Source organism: Curtobacterium sp. A7_M15 (assembly GCF_030705415.1).
Lineage (GTDB): Bacteria > Actinomycetota > Actinomycetes > Actinomycetales > Microbacteriaceae > Curtobacterium.
In genome coordinates this window covers 1-13,597 of record NZ_JAUZED010000095.1, presented here as the reverse complement: position 1 = coordinate 13,597, position 13,597 = coordinate 1, and the positions used below count along the sequence as shown (strand labels likewise).

15 protein-coding genes are annotated in these 13,597 nt (G+C 71.6%); 2 read left to right on the top strand and 13 right to left on the bottom strand.

Features of this window, described 5'->3' with window-relative positions; translation table 11 throughout:
• The 13 genes from csrA to Q7F20_RS14655 form a co-directional block, all read right to left on the bottom strand.
• Positions 1-256: carbon storage regulator CsrA (csrA, locus tag Q7F20_RS14715; protein WP_305740820.1), on the bottom strand; the 256-nt coding region annotated here is incomplete at its 3' end.
• 4 nt (positions 257-260) lie between these two features.
• Complete coding sequence (locus Q7F20_RS14710; protein ID WP_305740819.1) at positions 261-1,259, bottom strand: hypothetical protein; 999 nt, start codon at positions 1,257-1,259, stop codon at positions 261-263.
• Positions 1,234-3,288, bottom strand: coding sequence for a flagellar biosynthesis protein FlhA (locus tag Q7F20_RS14705; RefSeq protein WP_305740818.1), 2,055 nt, complete (start codon positions 3,286-3,288; stop codon positions 1,234-1,236). The genes Q7F20_RS14710 and Q7F20_RS14705 overlap by 26 nt, the downstream gene beginning before the upstream one ends.
• Positions 3,285-4,499, bottom strand: a complete 1,215-nt coding sequence (locus Q7F20_RS14700) for a flagellar biosynthesis protein FlhB (RefSeq protein ID WP_305740817.1) — start codon at positions 4,497-4,499, stop codon at positions 3,285-3,287. The genes Q7F20_RS14705 and Q7F20_RS14700 overlap by 4 nt, the downstream gene beginning before the upstream one ends.
• A gap of 4 nt (positions 4,500-4,503) precedes the next feature.
• A complete protein-coding gene (locus Q7F20_RS14695; protein WP_305740816.1) occupies positions 4,504-5,262 on the bottom strand; it encodes a flagellar biosynthetic protein FliR in 759 nt (252 codons plus the stop codon).
• Complete coding sequence (gene fliQ, locus Q7F20_RS14690; RefSeq protein WP_305740815.1) at positions 5,262-5,534, bottom strand: flagellar biosynthesis protein FliQ; 273 nt, start codon at positions 5,532-5,534, stop codon at positions 5,262-5,264. Before fliQ ends, Q7F20_RS14695 begins: the two co-directional genes overlap by 1 nt.
• A 9-nt stretch (positions 5,535-5,543) precedes the next feature.
• The gene (gene fliP / locus Q7F20_RS14685) at positions 5,544-6,362 is read right to left on the bottom strand and encodes a flagellar type III secretion system pore protein FliP (protein WP_305740814.1); all 819 of its coding nucleotides are present in this window, start codon (positions 6,360-6,362) and stop codon (positions 5,544-5,546) included.
• A complete protein-coding gene (locus Q7F20_RS14680; RefSeq protein ID WP_305740813.1) occupies positions 6,359-6,892 on the bottom strand; it encodes a flagellar biosynthetic protein FliO in 534 nt (177 codons plus the stop codon). The genes fliP and Q7F20_RS14680 overlap by 4 nt, the downstream gene beginning before the upstream one ends.
• Positions 6,893-6,900: 8 nt before the next feature.
• Entirely contained in the window at positions 6,901-7,617 is a 717-nt protein-coding gene (fliN, locus tag Q7F20_RS14675) for a flagellar motor switch protein FliN (protein ID WP_305740812.1), read from the bottom strand.
• Positions 7,614-8,492, bottom strand: a complete 879-nt coding sequence (locus Q7F20_RS14670; RefSeq protein WP_305740811.1) for a flagellar motor switch protein FliM — start codon at positions 8,490-8,492, stop codon at positions 7,614-7,616. Before Q7F20_RS14670 ends, fliN begins: the two co-directional genes overlap by 4 nt.
• A gap of 79 nt (positions 8,493-8,571) precedes the next feature.
• Positions 8,572-9,501, bottom strand: a complete 930-nt coding sequence (locus Q7F20_RS14665) for a flagellar motor protein MotB (protein ID WP_305740810.1) — start codon at positions 9,499-9,501, stop codon at positions 8,572-8,574.
• 2 nt (positions 9,502-9,503) lie between these two features.
• Positions 9,504-10,334 carry a motility protein A gene (locus Q7F20_RS14660; RefSeq protein WP_305740809.1) on the bottom strand — a complete coding sequence of 277 codons (831 nt, stop codon included), beginning with the start codon at positions 10,332-10,334 and terminating at the stop codon, positions 9,504-9,506.
• Between the two features lies 1 nt (position 10,335).
• Complete coding sequence (locus Q7F20_RS14655; RefSeq protein WP_305740808.1) at positions 10,336-10,641, bottom strand: flagellar FlbD family protein; 306 nt, start codon at positions 10,639-10,641, stop codon at positions 10,336-10,338.
• A 126-nt stretch (positions 10,642-10,767) separates the two neighbouring features.
• Here Q7F20_RS14655 and Q7F20_RS14650 point away from each other — a divergent pair, with 126 nt between their 5' ends.
• Entirely contained in the window at positions 10,768-11,931 is a 1,164-nt protein-coding gene (locus Q7F20_RS14650; protein WP_305740807.1) for a hypothetical protein, read from the top strand.
• A gap of 56 nt (positions 11,932-11,987) precedes the next feature.
• Positions 11,988-13,547, top strand: coding sequence for a UDP-N-acetylglucosamine 1-carboxyvinyltransferase (locus Q7F20_RS14645; RefSeq protein WP_305740806.1), 1,560 nt, complete (start codon positions 11,988-11,990; stop codon positions 13,545-13,547).
• Positions 13,548-13,597 lie beyond the last annotated feature (50 nt).

Genomic DNA, 13,597 nt, shown 5'->3' with positions numbered 1-13,597 from the left:
AGGCGTCGCCGGCGGCCCCGCGGTCCTCGAGCGCGCGGCGGAGCCGCGCCTCGGCGTCGTCGCTGGCACCGGCGGCAGCGGCCGCCTCGGCGTTCGCCTCGGTCACCGCGCGCACGACCTCCTCGCGCTGGATCTTCACCCCGCGCGGCGCATCGATCCCGATCCGCACGCCGTCCCCGCGGCTGTCGAGCACCGTGATGACGATGTCGTCACCGACGAGGATCCGCTCGCCGACCTTCCGCGTGAGTACCAGCACCCGTTCAGCCTAGCGACACGACGGGGACTCCCAGCAGGTGCACCGACTCCGGCGTGGCGGTCTCCCCCGCGCCGATCGCCACGACCCCGGCCACGGTGACGCGCTCGGCGACGGCCGCGACCATCCGGACGGCGTCCTCGTGCTTCCGTCCGACGTCGACGACGACCCACACCTGGTCGGGCGCGAGGGCGGCGGCGGTCGCGTGGTCGTCCCAGGCGGCGACGGCGAGGAGCGCGTGGCCGTTGCGGACGCCCTCGGCGCGGGCGAGGATCCCGCTTCGTCGGTCGGCAGCATCGGTCGGTCGCAGCGCGTACCGGGTGGCGACGATCCCGGCCGCCGCGTCCACGTCGTTCGGACGCCCGACGAGCAGCACGAGGTCGCCGTCGGCGGACCGCACCGCCGGGGCGGGCCGGGTGGGCGCGGTGGCGGCGACCAGCTGCCCGGCCACGACGTCGTCGAGGAGCCGCGCCGCGCCTCCAGGCCCGACGGACGGACCGACGGACGGACCGACGGACGGACCGACGGACGGACCGACGGACGGACCGGACACGACGGACGCACCGGCCCCGTCCAGGAGGCGCGGCCCGCCCTGCTCCGCCGACCCCACCTCCGGCAGTGCACGCGTCGGGCGCGGCGCGCTCCCCGTGATGCCGTCGGCGACGAACCCGTCGAGCACCGACGCGAACGCGTCGGCCCGCGTGGACGCGGTGCCGTCGTGCCCGGCGATGCGCGCCTCCGCGGCTTCCGCGTCGGCCAGGAGGGCCGCGATGCCGACCCGCTGCACCGGCGAGTCGGCGATGGCGACCCGGGCGGTCGGCACGTCGTCTGGTGCGGGGACCTCGACGGTGGCCTCGACGTGCGCCTTCCGGAACAGGCCGCCGATGCCCGGCGTAGTGACGCGCTCGGCCGCGACGATGCGCGCGCCCGGACCGAACTCCGCGCGGACGGCGTCCCGGAGCTCGTCGAGCGTCGCGCCGCTACGCTGCAATCGGGTCGGCGGCACGGACCACTCCCACGGTCTCGATGGTGGAGCCCGCGGCGGTGGCCTCCTGGTAGGAGAGCACCGGCAGGCCGTTCGACTGGGCGGAGACCATGCGGTGCACGGCCGGGCGCAGCTGCGGGGCACAGACGAGGACGGCGGAGATGCCCTGGTCCTCGACCGACCGCACGGCGTCCCGGAGCGATCCGAGGACCTGCTCGATGCGGTTGGCGTCGAGGACGATCTGGGTGCCCTGCTCGGACGGCCGGAGACCCTCGAGCATCGACTGCTCGAGGAGCGGGTCGATCATGATGACCCGGAGCGTGCCGGCGTCGAGGTAGCGGGCGGGCAGCGCGGGGCCGAGGGCTGCGCGTGCCGCTTCGACGAGCCCCTCGGGGTCGGTCGACACCTTGGCGCGCAGCGTCAGGCCCTCGCAGATCCGACCGAGGTCGTTGATCGGCACCCGCTCCGCGAGCAGACCCTGCAGCACCCGCTGCAGCTCGGCGAGCGAGAGCATGCCGGGCACGAGCTCCTCGACCGCGGCGGGGTTCACCTGCTTGACGCCGTCGGTGAGGACCTTGACGTCCTCACGGGTCAGGAGCCGAGCGGCGTTGTCGCCGATGATCGCCTGCAGGTGCGTGACGAGGACCGAGACGCGGTCGATCACGGTCGCACCGGTCATCTCGGCGGCGTGACGGAGTTCGGCGGGCACCCACTTGCCGGCGAGGCCGAAGACGGGCTCGACGGTGGTCTCGCCGGGGAGCCCCTCGAGGTGGTCGCCGAGGGCGAGCACGCTGCGGGACGGTGCGGTACCCCGGCCGGCCTCGACGCCCGCGATGCGGATGGCGTAGGTCGACGGCGGGAGCTCGATGCTGTCGCGGGTCCGGACCGGCGGCACCACGATCCCCATGTCGATCGCGATCTTCCGGCGGAGGGCCCGGACGCGGCCGAGCAGGTCGTCCGAGGCGCCGGACACCATGTCGACGAGGTCGGGGGCGAGCAGGATCTCGAGGGCGTGCACGCGCATCTGCTCGATGAGGTCCTCGGGGGTGTCGGCGCTCGGGGCGGCTGCGGCGAGGGCTTCCTGCTGCGCGGCGGCCGCCTCCTCGCGCTTCGTGTTCTGCCCGAGACGCCACCCGATCACGAGCAGCGTCGCGCCGATGACGAGGAACGGGATGATCGGCATGCCCGGGATGAACCCCATGGCGATGGCCGCCACGCCGGCGATGACGAGGGCGTTCCGCGACTGGGTGAGTTGCTGCGAGGCCGACGTGCCGATCTCGGTCTCGGCGCCGGAGCGGGTGACGATCATGCCCGTCGACACCGCCATGAGGAGCGCCGGGATCTGCGTGACGAGCCCGTCGCCGATGGTCAGGATGCCGTACTTCGACAGGGCGTCGGTGATCGACAGTCCGTTCTGCACCATGCCGATGGCGATGCCGCCGACGAGGTTGATGACGATGATGAGGATGCCGGCGATCGCGTCGCCCTTGACGAACTTCGAGGCGCCGTCCATCGCACCGTAGAAGTCGGCCTCGGCGGAGACCGCCGCTCGGCGCTCCTTCGCCTGGGCGTCGGTGATGAGCCCGGCGTTGAGGTCCGCGTCGATCGCCATCTGCTTGCCGGGCATCGCGTCGAGCGTGAAGCGGGCCCCGACCTCGGCGACGCGCTCGGCGCCCTTGGTCACGACCACGAACTGGATCACGACGAGGATGAGGAAGATCACCGCGCCGATGATGATCGAGCCCGAGACCGCGACGTGCCCGAAGGCCTGGATGACGTCGCCGGCGAACCCCTCGCCGAGCACGAGCCGGGTCGACGCGACGTTCAGGCCGAGGCGGAACAGCGTGGCGACGAGCAGCAGCGACGGGAACACCGAGAAGTCGAGCGGCTTCTTCACGAACAGCGTCGTGAGCAGGATCACCAGCGCCAGCAGGATGTTGCAGATGATGAGGAAGTCGAGCAGGAAGGACGGCACCGGCAGGATCAGCAGCAGGATGATGCCGACGATGAAGACCGGGACGACGAGCTTCGGCAGGTCCTTGCGGTTCATGCGGGGACTCCCTCGGTGGCGGTGACGTTCTCGGTGGCGGTGACGTTCTCGGGACGGGGTGTGCGGAGCCTCCGGGGGCGGAGGTCCCCGGTGAGGGTGGCCGGGTCGATCACGGTCGCGACCTCGTCCGGAGTGGTCGGCCGCGGCGGGGCGTGCGTCCCGGCCGCCGCTCCCCTGGCCTTGAGCGCCATGACGAACGACAGCACGCGGGCGACCGGCGTGTAGAGGTCGACGGGCACCTCCTGCCCGAGCTCGCACGCCGCGTGCAGTGCACGGGTGAGCGGGACGTCCTGGACGATCGGCACCCGTGCCTCGAGCGCCTTGTCGCGGATCATCGTCGCGACCGGACCGGCGCCCTTCGCCACGACCCGCGGGGCGGACTTCCCCGGCTCGTACGTGAGCGCGACGGCGTAGTGCGTCGGGTTCGTCATCACGACGTCCGCGGTCCCGATCGCCTGCACCATGCGGTTCCGGCTCATCGCGAGCTGACGCGACCGGCGCTGCGACTTCACGAGCGGGTCACCCTCGGCGTGCTTGTTCTCGTCCTTGACCTCGCGCTTGGTCATCATCGTGCGCTTGCGGTTGCGGCGGATCACGACGAAGACGTCGAGCGCGGCGAGGACCAGGCCGGCGACGATCGCCGCGCGGAGCAGGGTGCCGGTGCCGGCCGCGGCGGCGTCGAGCACGGCGGACAGCGGGAGCGACCCGCTCGTCATCAGGACGGGGACGAGCGCCTGCACGGCGGCCCAGAGCACGAGTCCGACGACGGCGGTCTTGAGGAGCGCCTTGCACCCGTTCCAGAGCGCCTGGGTGCCGAACACGCGCTTGAGGCCCTGGATCGGGTCGAAGTGCTCGGGCTGCGGCGCGAGCTTCCGGAAGTGCACGCCGCCCTGCGCGACCGCGGCGGCCAGCACCGCGACGGCGACGACCGCGAGCATCGGGCCGAGGGTCCCGCCGAGCGAGCCGAGGGCATCGTGGAAGACCGCGTTCATCGTGCCGATGGTGGGGTCGGCGATGACGCGCTGCACGGCGCGGAGCTGCGACGAACCGGCCGCCGCCGCGTTCCCGATCGCCGACGGCATCATGAGCGCCGCGACGGCGATCCCGATCCACGCGCCGAGGTCCTGGGACCGTCCGATCTGTCCCTTCTGGTGGACCTCGCGCATCCGCTTCTGGGTCGCCTGTTCGGACCGTTCCCCGCTGTCGGACACGCCGTCACCCCCGTCCCGTGATCGCGGCCACCGCGTCGCCGGTGAGGGACGACACGACGGAGGGCAGGGCCATGAAGAGCGCACCGGCGAAGACGACGGTCAGCCCGATCTTGATCGGGAAACCCATCTGGAAGGCGTTGAGCGCGGGGGCGACACGGGTGAGCAGCCCCAGGCCGACGTCGGCGAGGAAGAGCACCACCACGAGGGGTCCGGCGATCTGCAGGGACGACAGGAACATCTGCGTGAGCGCGGTGACGAGCACGGACGCGAGGCCGCCGAGGTCGAACGTCCCGGTCAGCGGCACCGCGTCGAAGGAGCGCACGAGTCCGGCGACGATGAGCTGGTACCCGCCCGAGGCGAACAGCAGCGCGAGGGCCGCCATCTGGAACAGCCTGGTGAACTGCGCCCCGTTCACCTGCGACTGCGGGTCGTACGCCTGCGCGAGCGTGAACCCGCCGAACAGGTCGATGAGCGCACCGGCCGACTGCACCGCGGCGAACACGAGGAACACGAGGAACCCGAGGGCGAGCCCGACGAGGAGCTGGGTGAGGAGCGCGAGCAGGAACGGCCCGGTGTCGAGCGACTCGTAGCCGACGGCGACCCGCGGGGCGACACCCACGGCCAGGGCGATGCCGAGGATCACCTTCACCGTGGCGGGGAACGCCCGGTACGAGAACGGCGGCGCGATCACGAAGAACGCCACGAGCCGCACACCGGCGAGCATCGTCGCCTCGAGGCGGTCGCCGTCGATCGACAGCTCCATCAGGTCCCCAGCAGCTTGGGGATCATGTCGAACGCGACGTGGGTGAACCCGACCATCTCCGAGATCATCCAGTTGCCGCAGACGACCAGGGCGATCGCGACGGCGACGGCCTTCGGTACGAAGGAGAGCGTGACCTCCTGGATCTGCGTCACCGACTGGAACAGCGAGATCGCGAAACCCACGACGAGCGAGGTGACGAGCACGGGCGCGGCGAGCTTCGCCGACACCAGGAGTGCCTGGAGCGTGAGGTCGATGACGGCCTGCTGGTTCATGCGCATCCCCTAGACAACGTGGTAGCTCTCGATGAGCGACTTGATGATGAGCCCCCAGCCGTCGACGAGGACGAACAGCAGGATCTTGAACGGGAGCGAGATCATGACCGGCGGGAGCATCATCATGCCCATCGACATCAGCGCCGCCGAGACGACGAGGTCGATGACGAGGAACGGGATGAAGATGACGAACCCGATGATGAAGGCGCTGCGCAGCTCCGAGATCACGAACGCGGGGATCACCGTCGTCATCGGGACGTCGGCCATCGACTTCGGGTTGTCCTGACCGGCGGCCCGCGTGATGAGCGCCACGTCCTCCTCACGCGTCTGGTGCAGCATGAACGTGCGCAGCGGCTTCGTCCCGATGTCGACCGCCTGGGTGAAGTCGAGGTGTCCGGCCAGGTAGGGCTGGAGCGCGTCGTCGTTGATGTGCCCGAGGACGGGTGCCATCACGAAGAGCGACAGGAAGAGCGCGAGCCCGGCGAGCACCTGGTTCGGCGGGATGGACTGCAGGGCGAGGGCGTTCCGCGTCATGGCGAGCACCACGAAGATCTTGGTGAACGACGTCATCATGAGCATCAGCGCCGGCGCGACGCTCAGGAGCGTGATCCCGATCAGCGTGACGACGGCGGACGACGGGGTGCCGTCGGGGCCGTTCACACTGACGCTGAAGTCACCGGTCGACGGCGGCGTGGGCGTGGCGGGAGCGGTGGGCTGCACGACACCGGCCGCGTGGGCGCCGGTCGCCGTGAGCATGAGGAAGCCGGCGACGATCGTCACCCCCAGCAGGAGGAGGGCGATGAGTCTTCCGGTGCGTGCCGCGGTCACCCGGCCCGCCGGTTCCGGAGCGCCGCGGCTGCCTGCCGCCAGGTGTCGGCGGACAGGATCGACCCCTGCAGCTGCTGCGCGGTGGGCAGCGTGGCGCGCTGGGCGCGACGGTTGCGGGGGCGCATGGGCAGCGGCTGCGCCGCGTCGGACTGGAGGGACGGCGCGGCCTGGTCCTGTCGCTGCAGTTCCCGGGAGAACGCGTCTGCCGACGGGGTCGGACGCACGGGCAGTGTCACGGGCCCGGTCACGATGGTGAGTTCCGGCGTCGGCGCCTGTCCGCTGGTGAGCAGCGAGACACCGTGCTCGGAGACGCCGAGCACGAGGCGCTCGCCCTCGACGTCGACCACGACGACGCTCGCCTTGCCGCCGATGCCCTGGCGGCCGACGACCTCGACCGACGCCGAACGGCGGCCCTTGGTCTTGCCCGCACCGAGGCCGCTCTTGCTGACGCGACGGTGCAGCACCCACATGAGCGCGAGCACGACGCCGAGCGAGAGCGCGACGCGGAGGACGATCCAGGCGGTGTCCACGTCGGGGCTCAGACGCTCTCGGCGACGTCGAGGATCTTGGTGATCCGGACCGCGTAGTCCTGGTCGACGACGACGACCTCGCCGTGCGCGATGAGCCGGCCGTTGAGCAGCACGTCGGCGGGGGCGCCGGCGCTGCGGTCGAGCTCGACGACGGCGCCGGGCTCCATGCCGAGCACGTCACGCACCGACATCCGGGTGCGACCGATCTCGACCGTCAGAGTCATCTCGACGTTGTTGATCCGCCCGAGGTTGCCGGCCGGCAGGCTCGTCGCCGGCGCCGCGACGGCCGGGGCGGACACGGTGCCGTTCTCACGGACGCGGAGCGCGAACCAGCCCCCGGGGACGCCACCCGCGGTCAGCTCGAAGACGACCGTGTCCGGGTCGGCCAGGAGTGCCGACGCCGACTCGCGTCGTGCATCGCCGAGGACGCCGACGCCGAGGACACCGGCGGCGGCCTCGAGGGACGGGCGGAGCACGTCGGTGACGTCGACGATCCCGTGGTCGGTCCCGCCCGCCGCGATCACGGACTCGAGGTCGGTGAGCACGAGCACGAGGTCGGCCGACAGGCCGCCGACGAAGGACGCGACCACCGCGTCACCGGCCGCTTCGAGGACGACGCCGGTCGCGCCTCCTGGAACCGCCACGGCTGCCAGCGGAGCGGCCGTCGGGAGCTGCGCGGCGAGTGCCTCGGCCGCCTGCGTGTGGAGGGTGGTCGTGACGGTCATGCGGGCTGCTCCGATGTGGTGGTGACGACGATGCCGGCGAGGCGCGAGCCGTTCGCGCCGACGGCGGCGGTGCCGACGGGCTCGCCGTCGACCGCGATGGTGAGGGGGCGGTGCTGCGGGTGCGGCAGCGGGAGGACGTCTCCGACGGCGAGACGCAGGACCTGGGACGGCAGGACGGTCGCCGGCGCGAACCGCAGGCTGACGCCGACCGGGACGGCGGCGAGCTGCGCGTCGACGAGCGCACGGGCGTCGGCCGGTGTGACGTGGGCGGCGGTCTCGCCGAGCTGCGGCAGGACGGCGTCGGCCGGCAGCGCGAGCGTGCCCGGGGCGACGCGGTCCCCCACGCGGATCGTGAACGAGGCGACGATCATGAGGTCGCCCTTCTGGGCGGCCTGGGCGAACTGCGAGTTGAACTGGAAGCCACCGGCCGTGACGTCGTGCGCGAGCAGTCCGCCGAACGAGTAGCGGAGGTCGTCGAGGGCGTCCTCGACGATCTTGCGGACCAGCGCCTGCTCGATCGGGGTGAACGTCCGGTCCGGCGTGGGCAGCGGCTTCGAGGCGCCGAGCGCGTGCGAGACCCAGGTGAGGGCGGCGTCGAGCGGGACCTGCAGCACGCCCTTCGGGACCACGTCCGCGATGGGGAGCAGCACCATGCCGGTGAGCGCCGGGAGCGAGGCGGCGTACTCGTCGTACGTCGTCATCTGCACCTGCTCGCACGTGACCTGGCTCACCGCACGGACCTTCGCGGTGAGCTGGGTGCCCCACTGGCGCGCGAACGTCTCGAAGGCGAGCTCGAGGACCCGGGCGTGCTCGCGGGCGAGCGTCGACGGGCGCGCGAAGTCGTACACCTCGGGCGCGGGCAGGGTCTCGGTCACGGGTGCGTCTATCGGTCGCCCGAACGGCAGCCGTCAGCGTGCCCGGGCGGCTGTGCCTCGTTCTGGGGGCCGTCCGCGGCTACCCGGCCCGTGCTCCGTCCTGTGCCTTCGCCAGAGCCGGCATCAGGGCGCTGACGTCCTGGTCCTGGTTCGACAGCACGACGATGTCGACCCGCCGGTTGAGCGTGAGGTCCGCGTCCGTCCCGCCCTTCGCGAGCGGGCGGCTCGACCCGAACCCGACGCTCTGGATGTGAGCCGCCGGCATGCCGCCGCGTTCCACCAGGTCCCGGAGGACCCCGGTCGCGCGGGCGGCGCTCAGTTCCCAGTTCGTGGCGTACGGCGCGGTCGAGTTCCGCTGGTCGGCGTGCCCCTCGACGCTGACGTCGTGGCCGCCGGTCTTCAGGACCGGGGCGATGGCGTCCATGATCCGCTTCGCCTGGTCGGACAGGTCCGCGCTGTTCGTGGTGAAGTACGTCTCGCTGCCGACGAGGCGCACGGTGAGTCCGCGGGCGTCGACGGTGAACTGCACGTTCGACGTCTGCCCGGCCTTCGCGAGGTTCGCCTTGATCGCCTGCTCGAGCGCCCGCAGGTCGTCGAGCTCCTTCTTGGCCGCCGCGACGTCGGCCTTCGTCGCGGTCGTCGGGACCACCGTGGAGGCCGGGTCGACGTTGGTGTCCTTCGTACCGGACGACGCCGTCGAGTGGTCGGCCTGGGACTTGTCGACGGAGTAGCCGGAGCCGTCCTTCACCTCGTCCTTCGTCACGACCGTGCCGGATGCGGTGTCGACCTTCTGCGACTTCACCTCGCCGAAGCCCGTGGCGAGCGAGTTCTTCAGCTGGATGTACTTCTGCTGGTCGACTGTCGACATCGCGAAGAGCACGAGGAACATGCACATGAGCACCGTGATCATGTCCATGTACGAGGCCATCCAGCGCTCGTCGGGGTGTTCGGCCTCGTCGTGGGACTTCTTCGCGCGTCCACGACCGCGTCCCCGGGGGTTGGCGCTCATCGTCAGGCCGCCAGCTGCTGGTCGTCGACGTCGGCGTCGCTGCCCTTGCCGGCCTTCGCCTTGCCGCCCTTGGCGTCCCCGCCGCGCGCCGCGGGCGGGACCATCGCGGTGAGCCGCTCCCCGAGCAGGCGCGGCTGGCTGCCGGCCTGCACCGCGAGGAGACCCTCCATGAGCAGTGTCTGACGGTCGGCCTCGAGCTGCGCGAGCTTGCGGAGCTTGCCGCCGATCGGGAGCCACAGGAAGTTCGCGGTGAGCAGGCCCCAGAGGGTCGCGACGAACGCGCTCGCGATGAGCGGGCCGAGCTCGTCGGGCTTGCCGAGGTTCGCCAGGACGTGGGTCAGCGACACCACGGTGCCGATGATGCCGACGGTGGGCGCGAAGCCGCCGAGCCCCATGAAGAACGAGCTGGCCGACCGCACGGGGGCGGCGTTCGACTCGATCTCGTCCTCGAGCAGGATCCGGAGCTCGTCACCGTCCGTGCCGTCGGCGATGTTCTGCAGCGCCTTCTTCATGAACGGGTCGTCGTGCTTGTCGGCCTCCTGCTCGAGCGCGAGCAGGCCGTTCGCACGGGCCGTCTCGGCGAGGCCGACCACGTCGTCGATGACCGACTGCGGCGGGGTGACCTTGCCGGTGAACGCCTTCGGGACGGCCTTGAAGCTGGCGATGGCGTCCTTGAGCGTCGTGCTCGCGATGCCGCAGCCGATCGTCGCGCCGAACACGAGCAGCATGGGTGCCGGCAGGAAGAGTCCGGCGAGCTCGACGTGCTCCATCTCGACCATGCCGAACAGGGCGCCGAAGGCGAGGAGGATCCCGATGATCGTCGCGATGTCCACGTCAGCGACCCCCGTCCTGCGTGCGGGGTGCCCGGTCGGCGGACACGGGGTGGATCGGGGCGACCGGCGCCAGCGTCGGCTGGGGGCCGGTGGCGTTCCGCGCGGCGGTGTCCGTGCCGTACGCCATGCCGACGATGCGGGCCCGGTACGCGGCGATCAGGTCGATGACCTCGGCCAGGGACTCGCGGACGATGTACTTGGCGCCGTCGACCATGATGAGCGTCGTGTCCGGCGTCTCCTGGATGCGCTCCACGAGATCGGGGTTGACAGCGAATCCGCTGCCGTTGAGTCGTGTGACGACGATCATGGCCCGTCCTGGTTCTCGATCGTCCCGCCGCCGTCCGTGGGGCGGGATGCTGCCCGTCCGTGGGCTGCACGGAGGACTATCGGCGCGGTCGCGCTCCCCGTTAGCGACGGGCGCTAGCCTGACGCCGTGATCACCGCCGAGGACCTGCTCGCCGGCCCGCGGGGCCGTCGCTTCTGCACGGAGTTGCTCCACCAGGTGCTCGACGAGGAGTCCGGACCCGCCGAGCGCCTGCGCGAGGTGTTCCTCTGGGCGGGCTACCACGTCGACCGGGAGCGCGGTGAGACGCCGACACTGTTCGGCCCGGGTGCGGTCGATCCGGAGCCGGACCCCGGCGACGACGAGGTCGCTCGTACGCTCAGTGCCGCCGTCGACGTCATCGACCCCGTCACCGTGCGTGCCGACCACGTGGTGCGCGCGTTTGGCGACACCGCGGCGGTCGCGCGGTACTGGCAGGAGCCGGACAGCGAAGACGTCCTGCTCGCGCGTCCGTCCGTCGCGCCCGTCGTCGCGCGCCTCGCCGGACTCTGGGCGGCGTCGACGGCCGTCGACACCGTCGTCTGCCCTGCGTCGCCCGGGCAGTGGAGCACGACCTTCGACGGCCCGCACGGACCCGAGCCCCTCCGGGAGACCCGTCCCGGCGACGCCACGCGCGTGCTCGGCGACTGGCGTCGAGCACTGCAGACCGAGGTCGACTCCGTCCGCCCGCGGGACCGCCGACGCCGCGTGGACGCGGACCGCGGCGGCGAATGGTGGTCGACGCCGCCCTCCGGGCTCCTCGTGACGACTCCGGCCGTGGCGCCGCTCGGCCCGCTCGGACTCTGGGCCGTCGAGGACGACATGGGCTGGGAGCGGGCCGTCGTCGCTCCCGTCTCCACACCGGTCGACGCACGCGTGCTGGTGATCGACGGTGCTGACGACTGGTCGGCCGTCTGCCGCCGGTGGCCGGTCGACGTCAGCTGGACCACCCGGCGGCACGACTGGTACCGCACCACCGGTCGGGACGGAGCGTGGGTCACCCCCGACTGGTCGGGCGTCGCGACCGAGTACGACGCCGTGCGGCTGACGGTCCGGGGGTGGCTGCGGGCGGCGGGGACGGCGGTCCCGGTGTCGGACGGATCCGCGAGCGTGATCGCCGGATGGACACCCGGGAGCACGGTGTGGCTCCGTGATCCGGTCCCCGCAGTAGACCAGGAGTCCGGGGCCGTCTGGACCTTCGACAACGAGACGCTCCTCTGGACGACAGGTGACGGCGAACTTCTCACAGACGGTGTATTCCCGACGCGATCCTGAGAAACCTGGGCGTTGTACCCCGTGGTTTATCTCATGAGCGTGTTAGCGTGCCCCTCATGACCGACACCACCATCGTCGCTCCCCCGACCACCCCGGCTCCCCTCCGCGAGGTCGGCGCCCTCATCCGGGGCGCCCGCAAGGGCCGCAGCATGACCCAGGCGCAGCTCGCCGAACGCGTCGGCACGAGCCAGAGCGCCATCAACCGGATCGAGCAGGGCGGACAGAACCTGTCCCTCGAGATGCTGACCCGGATCAGCGACGCCCTCGACCAGCAGATCGTCTCGATCGGCGGTGCCCCGCAGCGTGCACACCTCCGCGTGCAGGGCGGTCGCAAGCTCAGCGGCTCGATCGCGGTGAACTCGTCGAAGAACGCGGCCGTCGCGCTCCTCTGCGCCTCGCTCCTCAACCGCGGCGTGACCCGGCTGCACAAGGTCGCGCGCATCGTCGAGGTCGACCGCATCATCGACGTGCTCCGCAGCCTCGGTGCGACCGTCACCTGGTCCGAGGACGGCGAGGTCCTCGAGATCGTCGCACCGTCCGACCTGCGCCTCGACGCGATCGACGCCGACGCCGCTCGTCGGACCCGAAGCGTCCTGATGTTCCTCGGTCCGCTCAGCGGCCGCTACGACTCCTTCCGCCTGCCGTACGCCGGCGGCTGCGACCTCGGCACCCGCACGGTCGAGCCGCACCTCATCGCCCTCCGCCCCTTCGGCGTCGACGTCGAGGCGACCTCCGGCTGGTACGAGGTCGACGTGGCGAACACCGACGTCCCGACGAAGTCGGTCGTCCTCACCGAGCGTGGCGACACCGTCACCGAGAACGCCATCCTGGCCGCCGCCGCCCGTGACGGCGAGACCGTCATCCGCAACGCGAGCCCGAACTACATGGTGCAGGACCTCTGCTTCTTCCTCGAGCTCCTCGGGGTGGAGATCGCGGGCATCGGCACCACCACGCTCCGGATCACCGGCAAGAGCCGCATCGACGAGGTCGTGGACTACTGGCCGAGCGAGGACCCGGTCGAGGCCATGAGCCTGCTGACCGCCGGCATCGTCACCGACTCCACGTTGACCGTCACCCGCGCGCCGATCGAGTTCCTCGAGATCGAGCTCGCGACCCTGGCCGAGATGGGCCTGCGCTTCGACGTGACCGACGAGTACCCCGCCGCGAACGGCCGGACCCGCCTGGTCGACATCACCGTGCACCCGTCCGAGCTGCACGCGCCGATCGACAAGATCCACGCGATGCCGTTCCCCGGGCTGAACATCGACAACCTGCCGTTCTTCGTGGTGATCGCCGCGTGCGCCTCGGGCACCACGCTCGTGCACGACTGGGTCTACGAGGGCCGCGCGATCCACCTGCTCGACCTCACCCGTCTGGGCGCGAGCGTCACGCTGCGTGACCCGCACCGCCTCGACGTGACCGGCCCGACGCACTTCTCGGGTGCCGAGGTGAGCTGCCCGCCGGCGCTCCGCCCCGCGGTGGTCATCCTGCTCGCGATGCTCGCGGCGAAGGGCGAGAGCGTCCTGCGCAACGTCGGCATCATCGCTCGCGGGTACGAGCAGCTGCAGGAACGGCTCAACTCGCTCGGCGCGTCGATCGAGACGTTCCACGACTGAGCGACGGACGACCGGTCGAGACGTGACCGGGCGACGGACGGGAGGCGCGG